This is a genomic window from Nocardioides sp., assembly GCF_964229035.1.
Classification (GTDB): domain Bacteria; phylum Actinomycetota; class Actinomycetes; order Propionibacteriales; family Nocardioidaceae; genus Nocardioides.
On the sequence record NZ_CAXRAZ010000006.1, the window covers coordinates 24,029 to 37,376 of the forward strand.

Genomic DNA, 13,348 nt, shown 5'->3' on the forward strand with positions numbered 1-13,348 from the left:
CTCTCGTGCGGATGTCGGCGCTGGTGGCCGCCTCAGCGCGGCAGGGCGCTGGTGCGCCAGCCGCCGGGGCCGGCGGCGAGGCCTCGGCTCGGCACGTAGCGGTGCTTGCGCGCCGGGTCGGCCCACACGCTGCGCGGTGCCTCCGGCTCGGGCGCACCGCCACCCAGCGCCGAGAGGACGGCGACGATGGCCGCGACCTCCTCGGGCGTGGTGTTCGGCGTGATGATGCGCAGCAGCGGCGCGGCGGGAGCGGCCGGAGCAGGCTCAGTCGACGTGCCCTCCGCCTCCACCTTCTCCTCGCCGCTCACAGCGGGATGTTCCCGTGCTTCTTGGGCGGCAGGGTCTCGCGCTTGGTGCGCAGCAGGCGCAGGGCCTTGACCACCTCGGCGCGGGTCTGGTGCGGCTTGATGACGCCGTCGATGTAGCCGCGCTCGGCCGCGATGTAGGGGTTGGCCAGCGTGGTCTCGTACTCGTCGATGAGCTCGGCCCGGCGGGCCTCGACGTCGCCGCCGTCGGCCTCCACCTGCGCCAGGGTGCGGCGGTGGATGATGTTGGCCGCGCCCTGCGAGCCCATGACGGCGATCTGCGCGGTGGGCCAGGCGAGGTTGATGTCGGCGCCGAGGTGCTTGGAGCCCATGACGTCGTACGCGCCGCCGTAGGCCTTGCGGGTGATGATCGTGACCAGCGGCACGGTGGCCTCGGCGTAGGCGTAGATCAGCTTCGCGCCGCGGCGGATGATGCCGGTGTGCTCCTGGTCGACGCCGGGCAGGAAGCCGGGCACGTCGACGAAGGTGAGCACCGGGATGTTGAAGGCGTCGCAGAAGCGCACGAAGCGCGCGGCCTTCTCGGAGGCGTCGATGTCGAGCGTGCCGGCGAACTGCATCGGCTGGTTGGCCACGACACCGACGGGGCGGCCCTCGACGCGGCCGTAGCCGACGATCAGGTTGGGCGCGAACAGCGCCTGCACCTCGAGGAACTCGGCGTCGTCGAGCACCGACTCGATGACGTCGTGCATGTCGTAGGGCTGGTTCGGGCTGTCGGGGATGATCGTGTCGAGTGCGAGATCGGTGTCGTTCGGCTCGAGGTCGGCCACCTCGGCGTAGGCCGGGGCCTCGTCGAGGTTGTTCTGCGGCAGGTACGACAGCAGCGCCTTGACGTACTCGAGGGCGTCGTCCTCGTCGGAGGCCATGTAGTGCGCGTTGCCCGACTTGGTGTTGTGGGTGCGCGCGCCGCCGAGCTCCTCCATCGAGACGTCCTCGCCGGTGACGGTCTTGATGACGTCGGGGCCGGTGATGAACATGGCGGAGGTCTTGTCGACCATGATCGTGAAGTCGGTGACCGCGGGGGAGTACACGTGGCCGCCGGCGCAGTTGCCCATGATCATCGAGATCTGCGGGATCACGCCGGAGGCGTGCACGTTGCGGGTGAAAATCTCGCCGTAGAGACCGAGCGAGACGACACCCTCCTGGATGCGGGCGCCGGCGCCCTCGTTGATGCCGATGATCGGCGAGCCGGTCTTGATGGCGAGGTCCATGACCTTGACGATCTTCTCGCCGTAGACCTCGCCCAGCGAGCCGCCGAAGACGGTGAAGTCCTGCGAGAACACGCACACCTGGCGGCCGTCGATGGTGCCGTAGCCCGTGATGACGCCGTCGCCGTAGGGGCGGTTCTTCTCCAGCCCGAAGGCGGTGGAGCGGTGCCGGGCGAACTCGTCGAGCTCGACGAAGGAGCCCTCGTCGAAGAGCAGCTCGATGCGCTCGCGCGCCGTCTTGCGACCCTTCGCGTGCTGCTTCTCCTGCGCCTTCGCGGCGGGGGCGTGCACGGCCTCGTCGGTGCGACGGTCCAGGTCGGCGAGCTTGCCCGCCGTGGTGTGGATGTCGTACTCGGGCGCCGTCGGCTCGGGCTGGGCGGTCACGTCATGGCCTCCTCGTTCATGGACCTCCCCGGGGTTTCCTCGGGGCGTCTGCTGCGACAGGGTAGTGCCCGTGACCGACCAGGCCGCCCCGCACCCAGCCCGTGGACCTCTCGACGCCGTGCGTCTGGAGGCCGCCTTCGCCGACGCCACGGGGCTCAGCGTCGAACTGCTCGCCGAGGCGACCTCGACGAACGAGGTGGCCACCGAGCGTGCCCGCGCCGGCGCGCCGGAGGGGCTCGTGGTCGTCGCCGAGCACCAGGTGGCCGGTCGTGGCCGCCTCGACCGCTCGTGGACGACGACGCCCGGCGCCGCGGTGACCTTCTCGCTCGTGCTGCGCCCCACCGTGGCGCCCGCCAGCTGGCCGTGGATCCCCCTGCTCGTGGGCCACGCCGTCGCCAAGGCGGTCACCACCCTGGGGGTGCCCGCCCGGGTGAAGTGGCCCAACGACGTGCTGCTCCACGGCGACCTCAAGGTGGCCGGCATCCTCGTCGAGCGGGTCGACACCCCGGCGGGCGCCGCCGCGATCGTCGGCGTCGGGATCAACGTCGCCACCACCGCCGAGGAGCTGCCCGTGCCCACGGCCACCAGCCTCCTGCTCGGTGCGCCCGCCGGCGTCACCCCTCCCGATCGCACCTCGGTGCTGCTCGAGTGCGTCGCCGCCGTCCGCGAGGCCTACGACGCCTGGCAGGCGGGCGGCTCCCAGGCGGGCGAGCGGCTGGCGTCGTCCTACCGCGAGCAGTGCGCCACGCTGGGCCGCGAGGTGAGAGTGGAGCTGCCGGGCGACGGTCGGCTCGAGGGAAGGGCCGTCGATGTCGACGAGCACGGGCGCCTCGTCGTCGAGACGGCGACGGGGCTTCAGCGCGTCGGCGCGGGCGACGTCGTCCACGTGCGGCCCGCTGGCTGATCGGCCGCGCCGAACGGGTGATCGGTCCCGGATCCGCAGGATCGGTCGTCGCTCGGGCGCGGGTAGTGCCATGATCGCCCCGTGGCCATCTCGAAGAAGCTGCTCAACCCCGACGAGCGCCTCATCATCAGCACCCGGCAGCACCCGAAGGCCCTCATCGGCCCCGTGTTCGTGCTGATCCTCCTGCTCGCCGCGGGCATCGCCGCGCAGGTGCAGCTCGACGGCGACGGCTTCCAGGGCACGCTGAGCCTCATCGTCTGGGTGCTCGTGGGCATCGGCGCGCTGTGGTTCTTCGTGCGTCCCCTGCTGGTGTGGCTCACCTCGGTGCACGCCTTCACCGACCGCCGCATCATCACTCGCTACGGCATCATCACCCGCCGCGGGCACGACATCCCGCTCGCCCGCGTGAGCGACGTGGCGATCGAGATCAACCTGCTCGACCGCCCCTTCGGGTGCGGCAGCCTGCTCATCGGCGACGCCTCGCCCAACGGCTCGGCCCGCCTCAACGACATCCCTCACGTCGAGGAGACCCAGCGCCGTCTCAACGAGCTGCTCCACGAGCTGCACCGTGCCCCCGGGGAGCGGCGCGGCGAGGGCGTCTGAGGCCGGTGGACGACGGCGTCGCCGATCAGCAGCAGCCGGACGGTGACCCCGCCGGCCCGTCCGGCCCACCCCCTGCGACCCCTGCGAACCCTTCCGGAGGCGCACCCGGCGGGCTGACCGCCCGGGAGGTCGCCGAACGGGCGGGCCTGCCCGTCGACCGCGCGCGTCGTCTGTGGCGCACGCTCGGCTTCCCCGAGCAGGGCGACGCGCCGGCCTACACCGAGGCTGACGCCGAGGCGCTGCGGCTGTGGACCGACCTGCTCGACAGTGGATCGGTCGATTTCGACCTCGTGCTGAACGCGGCCCGCGGCGTCGGTCTCACCATGGCGCGCCTGGCGGACTGGGAGGTCGGCGAGCTGGTGCCCCACGTCGAGAAGCTCTACCTCGCCCACCAGGAGGGGCCTGAGCCCGCGCCGGGCGCGGATCTCGCCGTGGACGCGGCGGCGTGGGCGCTGGAGCACCTGAGCCCGCGCTTCGAGAAGCTGCTCGTCTACGCCTGGCGCCGCCACCTCACCGCCGCCGTGGCGCGGATGGAGACCACCCGTGCCGTCGACGCCGACCCCCACACCACCGATCTCAGCGTGGGTTTCGCCGACATCGTGGGCTTTACAGCCCTCTCCAACGAGGTCACCCGTGAGCGCATCGGCGAGCTCGTCGACATCTTCGAGACCCGCTGCGGCGACGTCATCGCCCGCGACGGCGGGCGGATGATCAAGAGCCTCGGGGACGCCGTCCTCTACGTGAACGACGACCCCATGGCCGCGCTGGCCACCGCGGAGGGGATCATCAACGTCATCGGCCGCGACCCCCGGATGCCCGACGTGCGCGTGGGCCTGGCCACCGGCGGTGTCGTGCTGCGCCTGGGCGACGTCTTCGGGCCGCCGGTGAACCTCGCCGCGCGCCTCACCCAGGTCGCGCGCCGCAACCGGGTGATCGTCGACCGCGCCACCGCCGACCTGCTCCCGGCCGACGAGGTCGAGACCCGGCCGCTGCCGCCCCGGCCGGTGCGCGGGTTCGGTGTGGTGGAGCCGGTCGCCGTGCGTCGCGCGTGAGGCGCGTGCGACCGGTGTGAAAATCCCGCAGGTAAAAACCTTCGGATTCCGCTCCGGACGGTCGATGGGAATCCCTACGTTGAGCGTGTGATCCAGGTTCAGGACGTGCGGGTGGACTCCTCGTCCCGTCGCGTCTGGCGCGGAGCCGACGAGATCGTGCTGTCGCGCAAGGAGTTCGAGCTGCTCCACATCCTCATCCGCCACGCCGGTGAGATCGTGTCGCGCAACGACCTCATGCGCGAGGTCTGGGGTGCCACCTTCTGGACCTCGTCGAAGACCATCGACGTGCACCTCGGCTGGCTGCGCCGCAAGCTCGGCGACGACAGCCGGCATCCGCGGCTGATCACCACCGTGCGCGGCGAGGGCCTGCGCTTCGAGACCGCAGTGCCGGCCGACCTCACCGGGTCCGCCTGAGCCTGCCGGGAGCAGGCCCACGGCAGCGGACGCTGAGCACGCCCCGGGCCCCGCGTTGCGTAGGGTCTGCACCGTGACGACGCCCGCGCCCGAAACCGCCGCCACTCCTGCGAGTCCCGCCGCGAGCCCCGCCGCGGCCGCCGCCGCGCACGGCGAGCGCGCACCGCGGATCGCCGTCATCGGCGGCGGCCAGCTCGCCCGCATGATGGCGCCGCCGGCCGCCGAGCTCGGGGTGCCGCTGCGCCTGCTCGCCGAGGCCGTGGGCGTCTCCGCCGCCCAGGTCGTGCCGGACCACATCGTCGGCGACTATCGCGATCTCGCGACGCTGCGAGAGGCCACCGAGGGGTGCGCCGTGGTCACCTTCGACCACGAGCACGTGCCCACCGAGCACCTGCGGGCGCTGGCCGCGGACGGCGTGATCGCCCACCCGGGTCCCGAGGCGCTGGTGCACGCGCAGGACAAGATCGTGATGCGCGAGGCGATGGCCCGCCTCGACGCGCCCCAGCCCCGCTGGGCGGTCGTTGCCTCGGCGGCCGACGTCGAGGCATTCGGGCTGCCGTGTGTGCTCAAGGTCAGCCGCGGCGGCTACGACGGCAAGGGCGTGTGGGTGGTGCGCTCCCTCGAGGACGCCGAGGAGCCGCTCGCCACGGCCGAGCGCACCGGTGTGCGCGTGCTCGCCGAGGAGCTCGTCGACTTCCGCCGCGAGCTCTCCGCCATCGTCGCCCGCTCGCCCAGCGGGCAGGCCGCGGCCTACCCGGTGGCCGCGACGCTGCAGGTCGACGGCGTGTGCAGCGAGGTCGTCGCCCCCGCCCCCGACCTGGACCACGACCTGGCCACCGCCGCCCAGCAGCTGGCCCTGCGGGTGGCCGGCGAGCTCGGCGTCACGGGCATCCTCGCCGTCGAGCTCTTCGAGACCGTCGACGCCGCAGGCGCGCCGCAGGTGCTCGTCAACGAGCTCGCGATGCGCCCGCACAACACCGGCCACTGGACCCAGGACGGCGCGGTCACCAGCCAGTTCGAGAATCACCTGCGCGCGGTGCTCGACCTCCCGCTCGGCTCGCCCGCCCCGCGGGCGCGGTGGTCGGTGATGGTCAACATCCTCGGCGGCGAGGAGCTCGCCGACGGCAGCGAGGTCGGCCGGCTCTACGACGGCTACCCCCACGCGCTGGCCCGCGACCCGCACCTGCGGGTGCACCTCTACGGCAAGGACCTGCGCCCGGGGCGCAAGGTCGGCCACGTCAACGTCTACGGCGACGATCTCGACGACCTGCTCGAGCGTGCGCGCCACGCGGCCGCCTGGTTCCGCGGCGATCTCGGCAACGAGAGCGAGTAGCCGCCCGTCGCAGCGCGCTGGCTAGGCTCGCGGGCATGACAGCGCGCGTGGGCATCGTGATGGGCTCCGACTCCGACTGGCCGACGATGCAGGCCGCGGCCGAGGTGCTCGACGAGTTCGGTGTGCCGTGGGAGGCCGACGTCCGCTCCGCCCACCGGATGCCGCAGGAGATGCTCGACTACGGCCGCGAGGCGCACACGCGCGGGCTCGACGTCCTCATCGCCGGCGCCGGGGGAGCGGCCGCGCTGCCCGGCATGCTCGCCTCGGTCACGCCCCTGCCGGTGATCGGAGTGCCGGTGCCGCTGAAGTACCTCGACGGCATGGACTCGCTGCTCTCGATCGTGCAGATGCCGGCCGGCATCCCGGTGGCCACGGTGGCGATCGGCAACGCGCGCAATGCGGGCATCCTCGCCGCCCGCATCCTCGCGGTGGCCGACGCGCCGCTGCGCGAGCGGCTGGTGGCCTTCGAGAAGGGGCTGGCCGACCTCGCCCGCGCCAAGGGCCAGGTCGTCCGCGACGCCGCGGCCCGCTGAGCCGATGCGCTCGCGGAGCTGAGGGATCGATGGGCCTGCTCGGGAGGCTCGAGAAGCCGGGGCGCCTGGTCGGCATCGACCTCGCCCGCACGCTGGCGCTGGTAGGCATGATCGCCACCCACGTGATCGCCGCGCGCGACGCCGCGGACGAGGTGACCCTGGCGCACCAGATCGCCAGCGGTCGCGCGTCCGCCCTCTTCGCGGTGCTCGCCGGGCTCAGCATGGCCCTCGTCAGCGGTGGACGACGCCCGCTCGCCGCCGGCGAGCTCCGCCGGGCCCGGCTGGGCCTGGCCGCGCGCGCGGTGCTGATCGGTGCGCTCGGCCTGGCGCTCGGCGACCTCGACACCGGGCTGGCGGTGATCCTTCCGGCCTACGCGCTGCTGTTCCTCCTCGCGCTGCCGTTCCTGGGTCTTGCCGCGCGCCCGCTCCTGGTGATCGCTGCCGTGTGGGTGGTCGCTGCCCCCGCGCTCTCGCAGGTGGTGCGTCCGCTGCTGCCCGAGCGCAGCTACGAGAATCCGATGTTCGCCGATCTCGCGAGCCCCGGCCGGCTGCTCGCCGATCTGCTGTTCACCGGCTACTACCCGGCTGCGGCCTGGCTGGCCTACCTGCTGGTCGGGCTGGCACTGGGGCGGCTGGACCTCCGCGGCCTGCGCACCCCGCTGCTGCTCGCGACCATCGGCTCCGGTGCGGCGATCACGGCCTTCGCGATCTCGCGGCTGGCCACCTCGCTGGCCTCGGTGCGCGAGGCGATCATCCCCACGGCGGGCCCGGTGAGCGAGGCGAGCGTGCTCGACATCCTGGCTGACAACCAGTTCGGCAGCACGCCCACCGGCGGCTCGTGGGCCTGGTTGCTCGTCGTGTCACCCCACTCGGCCACGCCGCTCGACCTCGCCCACACCATCGGCACGTCGGTGGCCGTCATCGGCCTGTGCCTGGCGCTCGCGCACCTGTGGCCGCGACGGATCCGGCCGCTGCTCGTGCTGCTCGCCGGGGCCGGCGCTGCGCCGCTCACCTGCTATGTGATCCACCTGCTCATGCGCACGCCCGAGGTCCCGCCCGCTGAGGTCCCGGGAGTGCTCGGCGTGCACCTGGGCGTCGTCCTCGGGGTGGGGGCGGTGATCGCGCTGAGCGGACGACGCGGCCCGCTCGAGAGCGTCGTGGGCCTGCCCGGGCGTCTGCTGCAGGCGCGGGCCCGACTCACTCGCCCCGACGCCCCCACTCGATAGCGGGGCAGGTGTCCATCACCATCGTCAGGCCGGCGGCGGTGGTGCGCTCGAAGGCGTCCTCGTCGATCACGCCGAGCTGGAACCACACGCCCCTCGCGCCGATCGCGACCGCCTCGTCGGCCACGGCTCCGGCGTCCTCGGAGCGCCGGAAGACGTCGACCACGTCGACGGCGAAGGGGATGTCGGCCAGCGTCGCGTAGCCCTGCTCGCCCAGCACCGTCGGGGCGGAGGGATGCACCGGGACGATGCGCTTGCCGCGCTGCTGGAGGAGGGCGGCGATGCGGTACGCGGTGCGGTCGGGGTTGCCCGACAGGCCGACGACGGCCCAGGTGGTGGTGTCGTCGAGGAGCGCGGCGACCGCCGCGGGGTCGTGGTGATCGTGGGAGGCCGACGTCATGGCCCTTCAACCGGCCCGCGGCCGCTCCTGTTCCCGGTCGTCGCCGTCTGACTTCTCACAGCCCGCGAGGGTCCGGAATTAGTAGGGCGTCCTAGGTTTTATTACTAGGACGTCCTAGTATTCAGGGTATGAGCGACTTCCCGATCTACGAACTCTCCGAGGAGCACCGCGCGATCCGCGAGGCCATCCGTGACCTGGCGGAGAACGAGATCGCCCCGCACGCCGCCGAGGTGGACGAGGAGGCGCGCTTCCCCCACGAGGCGGCGCTGGCCCTCACCAAGGCCGACTTCCACGCCCCGCACGTGCCCGAGGAGTTCGGCGGCGCCGGTGCCGACGCGCTGGCCACCGTGATCGTGATCGAGGAGATCGCCCGCGTCGACGCCTCGGCCTCGCTCATCCCGGCCGTCAACAAGCTCGGCTCGCTTCCGGTGCAGCTCGCCGGCTCCGAGGAGCTCAAGAAGCACTACCTCGGTGCGCTCGCCCGCGGCGAGGGCGGCTTCTCCTACTGCCTCTCCGAGCCCGACGCCGGCTCGGATGCCGCAGCGCAGCGCACCCGCGCCGTCCGCGAGGGCGACGAGTGGGTGCTCAACGGCACCAAGCGCTGGATCAGCAACGCGGGGGAGTCGCAGTTCTACACCGTGCTCGCCAGCACCGACCCCGACGCCCGCTCGCGCGGCATCTCCGCCTTCGTCGTCGAGAGGGACGACGCCGGCGTCAGCTTCGGCGCCCCGGAGAAGAAGCTCGGCATCAAGGGTTCGCCCACCCGCGAGGTGTACCTCGACAACGTGCGCATCCCCGCCGATCGCCTCATCGGCGAGGAGGGCAAGGGCTTCGAGTACGCCATGCGCACCCTCGACCACACCCGCGTCACCATCGCCGCCCAGGCCGTCGGCATCGCGCAGGGTGCCCTCGACTACGCGCTCGACTACGCCAAGGAGCGCCAGCAGTTCGGCAAGCCCATCGCCGACTTCCAGGGCCTTCAGTTCATGCTCGCCGAGATGGGCATGAAGATCGAGGCTGCTCGCCAGCTCACCTACGCCGCCGCTGCCCGCTCCGAGCGCGGCGACTCCGACCTCACCTTCTTCGGTGCGGCCGCCAAGTGCTTCGCCTCTGACGTCGCCATGGAGGTCACCGTCAACGCCGTGCAGGTGCTCGGCGGCTACGGCTACACCCGCGACTACCCCGTCGAGCGGATGATGCGCGACGCCAAGATCACTCAGATCTACGAGGGCACCAACCAGGTGCAGCGCATCGTGATGGCTCGTCAGCTGCTCGCCGGGGTCCAGAGCACCCTCTGATCGTCGTCCCGATCTGTCGCCGGCGGGCTCTGCACCCGCCGGCGTCGGTCGCGTAGGTTCGCCGTCGTGGACCCGACGCGGGAGAACGCCTCCGGGCAGGACGACGACTGGTTCGAAGAGTCCGACGGGGACCCATGGAACGGGGTCGTCCTCGACGGCCGCCCGCTGAGTGCTGAGGAGATCCGGCTCCTCCAGAGCGGCGAGTCGGCCAAGGTGTGGGTCTCGCGCATGCCGCCCGGCGAGACCAGCCTCGACTTCCTCGAGAGGGCGGCGCCGTTCCTCAAGGAGTTCAGCCTCACCGACCGCAACTGCGCCGACGCCAGCGTCATCGCAGGCATGGAGCAGGTCGAACGGATCTACCTGTCGAAGCTGCCGAAGAAAGACATCGACTTCACCCGCCTCCGACGCCTGCGGAAGTTCAATGGCCCCGGGACCGAGCACCTTCTCTCGCTCGCGGGAGTCACCTCGCTGTGCGAGCTCGAGCTTGACACGCCACGTGAGGCGTTTCTGTCCGCCATCGAGGCCGACCTCGAGGTCCTGGACCTCCGTCAGGCGCGGACGCTGCGCGGACTGGCGCGCAACGAGCACTTCGCCGGGCTGCGCGAGATCAGCATCCACGGGAGTCCGCGTTTCGACTGCTCCACCCTGCTGCAGATCGACCGCCCGAGCTACGTGCAGCTCCACACCATCAAGGATCTGGTGAACATCGAGGCGCTCGCCGCGTGGGGCAGTGGCCCCGAGATCGAGTTGCACAACTGCGGACCCCTTGCGGAACCCGTGCGGATCCTCGCGCTGGCTGATGCCCGACTCTCGTTGATCGGCGATCGGTTCCCGATCGACCGACAATTCGTCGCGGAGCGACTGCAGCCGGCGCCGTCGCTGTGGAGCCTGCCGCCGGCGCTCCTCTGATGCGGTGGCACGCTTGAAGTGCCGTGGCGTCGCGCTCACGGTGCTCACTCGCGGTGCTTCGTCGTTGCCGAGATCCTTCGCGACGGCCTTGCTGGTGGGCTCTGCTCCCCGTCGCGGTCGCGTCGTCTCGTAGTGGCGGCGTCGGGCGGGTCTACGGCCCCTCGGGGTCGCCGATGTCAGCGACGTACGCGTCGTGGTCCGACAGTCGACCCCGCTCGGGCACGGCCGAATGGTGTTCCAGCCGGACCGTCCAGGTCGACGGGACGGCGACATGGTCGATAGAGAAAAGGCCGTCGATCTGGTGCGGCGCATCCCTCGTGACGGCCCTCAGCCGTAGTCGATCCAACGCCTCCATGATGTGCCTGCGGCCGGCCTGCGAGCCGGCGTACTCGCGTCCTCGCAGCGCGTGGTTCCAGTCGCCTCCCCAGACGACCGGTGCGGCGGCCTCGACGGCAGCGACCGCTTCGACGGTCTTCGCGTAGGTGCTCTCGCCGACCCACGGGTCGCGTCGACCGCACGAGCGCCACGGCAGGATGGACGAGCAGTACCGTCGGCCGTCGATCTCAGCCATCACGGATGCCCCGTGCGGATCGGGAAGCGGGGTCAAAGGGAAGCGCGACCAGATGCCGGCCCAGTGGCGGCGGGGCGCCATCAGCCGCTCGCCGACATGGCCCTCCAGGCCCCGGACCACGACGCGATCGGAGACCTCGGTCAGCAAGAGGATGTCGCAGTCCAGCTGCTCAACGAACTCCTCGTGGAGCTCGCTCCAGCGGCCCGCGAGGTTCCACGTACCGATGCGCACGGATGCATCCTCGCGGCGGTCGGCGGCGCTCGCCGGCGATTCGCGCTTCACTCGGCAGCTGGCGACGGAGTCCGGAGTCCACGGCTTTGCCATCGCATTGCCAAGTCTTTGCCGAGGCCGTCCCTGGAGATTCGACCGACCCCGAGTTACGCTTCCGACGTCACCGCTCGGGGGTGACCTGCGCCACTGGTCGATGTGCGGGCTTGGTTCCGTAACTTCGACGGGTTCGGCTACGTTATCCCCATTGGAGCCACCCGGGAGGGGTGGTCGATCGCAAGGGGAGCTGGAACGGATGCGCCGAACCATTAGTCTGCTGGGGGCCTTCGCAGGTCTTCTCCTGGCGCTGCTCGTGGGTGCGCCGTCGGCGCACGCCGCCTACACGCCGCAGATCCCCACGACCTGCTCGATCAACCCGAGCTCGCCCAGCGCGGGTCAGGCGGTCAACCTCGGCGTCGAGATCGTCGCCACCGGCTCCACCCCGGTCACCGGCGTCGTCGACGTCTCGATCACCCGCGGCAACGACGAGATCTTCTCGCAGACCGTCAACTACAACGGTGCGCCGATCAACGTCTCCGGCCCGTCGCTGCCGGCCGGTTCCTACCAGGCCTCGCTCGACTTCACCCCCGACGACACCACGGCCTTCTCGGGCTGCTCGGCCGTCGCCGGCATCGACGTCGCCGGTGCCACCACCGGCAGCGTGGGCGGTCTCGCCAACACCGGCGGCCCGCACCTCTACCTCCTCGTCCTCGGCCTCGCACTGGTCGCTGGCGGTGCCACCGTCGTCACCCGCAGCCGGGTCCGGGTGCAGCAGACCGCCTGACCTCCGAGTTCTCCGAACGACCGGCGGCCGGGTCCATCCCGACCGCCGGTCGTCGTTTTCCCCCGGGAGCAACCCATGACGCAGATCGACGCGCCCAGCGAGCGTGTGCGGGTCCGCCGCCGCCGTCCGTCGTCCACGGGGACGACGAAGCGCCGCCGTCCGGCCTTCTGGATCGGCTGCGGCCTCATCGCCGCCGGCCTTGCTGTGCTCGGGTGGGTGGCCTGGCAGTTCTGGGGCACCAACTGGGTCTCGCAGCAGCGCCAGGGCGACGTGCGCGAGGCGCTGGCCGACGGCTGGGGTGAGGGCAGCGACGTGGTGCGCACCGACTTCGGCAACGCCTCCGCGATCGTGCGCATCCCACGCTTCGGCAAGGACTACGCCGTGCCCGTGCTCGAGGGCGACAGCCCTAAGGTGCTGGCGTCCGGCATCGGGCACGTCCCCGACACCGCCAAGGCGGGCGCCGAGGGCAACTACGTGCTCGCTGCGCACCGCGTGACCCACGGCGAGCCGTTCGCCAAGTTCCCCGAGCTGAAGGCGGGCGACAAGGTGATCGTCGAGACGCGCACCGCCACCTACACCTACGTGCTCGACAACGGCGGCACTGACCTCATCATCCCGCTGACCCAGACCTGGGTGCTCGACCCGCTGCCCACGAACCCGGAGGCCGGCGGGGTGTCGGCGCCGCCCACGATCGACGGCAAGCCCAACGACCACGTCCTCACGCTGTTCACCTGCTCGGAGATCTTCCACACCGACAACCGGTCGGTGACTTTCGGCCACCTCGTCGACGTGCAGACCACGGGCGAGGTCCGCGCCGACGCGCGCTGAGCCGCACCGCGTGTCCCGACAGGGGCTCCCGCCCTAGGATCGGTACGCACGCGCCCGCGGTCCCAACAGCCCGCCGCGGGCACCCCGACGAAGGAGACCCCGATGCCCTCCCTGCGCTGCCCCTGCGGCACCACCATCCGCGAGGACTCCGACGACGCGCTCGTCGAGACCACCCAGGCCCACCTGGCCGCCGAGCACCCCGGCCGCGAGTACTCGCGCGACGAGATCCTCTTCATGGCCATGTGAGCCATGTGAGCCATGTGAGCCCCCGCGTGAGCTGCGACGCGGCCCGCCCCGTATCCGGGGCGGGCCTC

16 protein-coding genes are annotated in these 13,348 nt (G+C 71.8%); 12 read left to right on the forward strand and 4 right to left on the reverse strand.

What is annotated here, in order from left to right; all coding sequences use genetic code 11:
• Window positions 1-32: 32 nt before the first annotated feature.
• Complete coding sequence (locus ACERUN_RS02490; protein ID WP_370288082.1) at window positions 33-308, reverse strand: acyl-CoA carboxylase subunit epsilon; 276 nt, start codon at window positions 306-308, stop codon at window positions 33-35.
• Window positions 305-1,915 carry an acyl-CoA carboxylase subunit beta gene (locus ACERUN_RS02495; protein ID WP_370288083.1) on the reverse strand — a complete coding sequence of 537 codons (1,611 nt, stop codon included), beginning with the start codon at window positions 1,913-1,915 and terminating at the stop codon, window positions 305-307. Before ACERUN_RS02495 ends, ACERUN_RS02490 begins: the two co-directional genes overlap by 4 nt.
• A 70-nt stretch (window positions 1,916-1,985) precedes the next feature.
• Between ACERUN_RS02495 and ACERUN_RS02500 the strand changes: the two genes are divergently transcribed.
• The 7 genes from ACERUN_RS02500 to ACERUN_RS02530 all read left to right on the forward strand — a co-directional run bounded on the left by ACERUN_RS02500 (window position 1,986) and on the right by ACERUN_RS02530 (window position 7,980).
• On the forward strand, window positions 1,986-2,819 hold the full coding sequence (locus ACERUN_RS02500) for a biotin--[acetyl-CoA-carboxylase] ligase (protein ID WP_370288084.1): 834 nt from the start codon (window positions 1,986-1,988) through the stop codon (window positions 2,817-2,819).
• An 81-nt stretch (window positions 2,820-2,900) separates the two neighbouring features.
• Window positions 2,901-3,422, forward strand: coding sequence for a PH domain-containing protein (locus ACERUN_RS02505; protein ID WP_370288086.1), 522 nt, complete (start codon window positions 2,901-2,903; stop codon window positions 3,420-3,422).
• Between the two features lie 5 nt (window positions 3,423-3,427).
• Complete coding sequence (locus ACERUN_RS02510; RefSeq protein WP_370288087.1) at window positions 3,428-4,474, forward strand: adenylate/guanylate cyclase domain-containing protein; 1,047 nt, start codon at window positions 3,428-3,430, stop codon at window positions 4,472-4,474.
• An 87-nt stretch (window positions 4,475-4,561) separates the two neighbouring features.
• A complete protein-coding gene (locus tag ACERUN_RS02515) occupies window positions 4,562-4,888 on the forward strand; it encodes a winged helix-turn-helix domain-containing protein (RefSeq protein ID WP_370288088.1) in 327 nt (108 codons plus the stop codon).
• A 169-nt stretch (window positions 4,889-5,057) separates the two neighbouring features.
• The gene (locus ACERUN_RS02520; RefSeq protein WP_370288102.1) at window positions 5,058-6,221 is read left to right on the forward strand and encodes a 5-(carboxyamino)imidazole ribonucleotide synthase; all 1,164 of its coding nucleotides are present in this window, start codon (window positions 5,058-5,060) and stop codon (window positions 6,219-6,221) included.
• A 35-nt stretch (window positions 6,222-6,256) separates the two neighbouring features.
• Window positions 6,257-6,754 (forward strand): 5-(carboxyamino)imidazole ribonucleotide mutase, encoded by a 498-nt coding sequence (gene purE, locus ACERUN_RS02525; protein WP_370288089.1) that lies wholly within the window; start codon window positions 6,257-6,259, stop codon window positions 6,752-6,754.
• Between the two features lie 29 nt (window positions 6,755-6,783).
• A complete protein-coding gene (locus ACERUN_RS02530) occupies window positions 6,784-7,980 on the forward strand; it encodes a heparan-alpha-glucosaminide N-acetyltransferase domain-containing protein (RefSeq protein ID WP_370288090.1) in 1,197 nt (398 codons plus the stop codon).
• Here the strand turns inward: ACERUN_RS02530 and ACERUN_RS02535 are convergent.
• The gene (locus ACERUN_RS02535; protein WP_370288091.1) at window positions 7,952-8,377 is read right to left on the reverse strand and encodes a CoA-binding protein; all 426 of its coding nucleotides are present in this window, start codon (window positions 8,375-8,377) and stop codon (window positions 7,952-7,954) included. The two genes, ACERUN_RS02530 and ACERUN_RS02535, sit on opposite strands and share 29 nt — an antisense overlap.
• 128 nt (window positions 8,378-8,505) lie before the next feature.
• Between ACERUN_RS02535 and ACERUN_RS02540 the strand changes: the two genes are divergently transcribed.
• Both ACERUN_RS02540 and ACERUN_RS02545 read left to right on the forward strand, forming a co-directional pair.
• On the forward strand, window positions 8,506-9,675 hold the full coding sequence (locus tag ACERUN_RS02540) for an acyl-CoA dehydrogenase family protein (protein ID WP_370288092.1): 1,170 nt from the start codon (window positions 8,506-8,508) through the stop codon (window positions 9,673-9,675).
• Window positions 9,676-9,903: 228 nt separating this feature from the next.
• A complete protein-coding gene (locus ACERUN_RS02545) occupies window positions 9,904-10,584 on the forward strand; it encodes a hypothetical protein (RefSeq protein ID WP_370288093.1) in 681 nt (226 codons plus the stop codon).
• Between the two features lie 151 nt (window positions 10,585-10,735).
• Here ACERUN_RS02545 and ACERUN_RS02550 read toward each other — a convergent pair whose 3' ends face one another.
• On the reverse strand, window positions 10,736-11,386 hold the full coding sequence (locus ACERUN_RS02550) for an endonuclease/exonuclease/phosphatase family protein (RefSeq protein ID WP_370288094.1): 651 nt from the start codon (window positions 11,384-11,386) through the stop codon (window positions 10,736-10,738).
• Between the two features lie 292 nt (window positions 11,387-11,678).
• Between ACERUN_RS02550 and ACERUN_RS02555 the strand changes: the two genes are divergently transcribed.
• From ACERUN_RS02555 to ACERUN_RS02565, 3 genes are all read left to right on the forward strand, one after another.
• Window positions 11,679-12,206 carry a hypothetical protein gene (locus ACERUN_RS02555; protein WP_370288096.1) on the forward strand — a complete coding sequence of 176 codons (528 nt, stop codon included), beginning with the start codon at window positions 11,679-11,681 and terminating at the stop codon, window positions 12,204-12,206.
• Window positions 12,207-12,281: 75 nt separating this feature from the next.
• Window positions 12,282-13,034, forward strand: coding sequence for a class E sortase (locus ACERUN_RS02560; RefSeq protein ID WP_370288098.1), 753 nt, complete (start codon window positions 12,282-12,284; stop codon window positions 13,032-13,034).
• Window positions 13,035-13,136: 102 nt separating this feature from the next.
• Complete coding sequence (locus tag ACERUN_RS02565; RefSeq protein WP_370288099.1) at window positions 13,137-13,280, forward strand: hypothetical protein; 144 nt, start codon at window positions 13,137-13,139, stop codon at window positions 13,278-13,280.
• Window positions 13,281-13,348: the final 68 nt, after the last annotated feature.

What these genes read in the sequence shown, in the direction of transcription:
- ACERUN_RS02555 (WP_370288096.1), top strand. Translation starts at nt 11,679, where the DNA reads ATGCGCCGAACCATTAGTCTGCTGGGGGCCTTCGCAGGTCTTCTCCTG.
- purE (WP_370288089.1), top strand. Translation starts at nt 6,257, where the DNA reads ATGACAGCGCGCGTGGGCATCGTGATGGGCTCCGACTCCGACTGGCCG.
- ACERUN_RS02535 (WP_370288091.1), bottom strand. Translation starts at nt 8,377, where the DNA reads ATGACGTCGGCCTCCCACGATCACCACGACCCCGCGGCGGTCGCCGCG.
- ACERUN_RS02565 (WP_370288099.1), top strand. Translation starts at nt 13,137, where the DNA reads ATGCCCTCCCTGCGCTGCCCCTGCGGCACCACCATCCGCGAGGACTCC.
- ACERUN_RS02540 (WP_370288092.1), top strand. Translation starts at nt 8,506, where the DNA reads ATGAGCGACTTCCCGATCTACGAACTCTCCGAGGAGCACCGCGCGATC.
- ACERUN_RS02560 (WP_370288098.1), top strand. Translation starts at nt 12,282, where the DNA reads ATGACGCAGATCGACGCGCCCAGCGAGCGTGTGCGGGTCCGCCGCCGC.
- ACERUN_RS02545 (WP_370288093.1), top strand. Translation starts at nt 9,904, where the DNA reads ATGCCGCCCGGCGAGACCAGCCTCGACTTCCTCGAGAGGGCGGCGCCG.
- ACERUN_RS02530 (WP_370288090.1), top strand. Translation starts at nt 6,784, where the DNA reads ATGGGCCTGCTCGGGAGGCTCGAGAAGCCGGGGCGCCTGGTCGGCATC.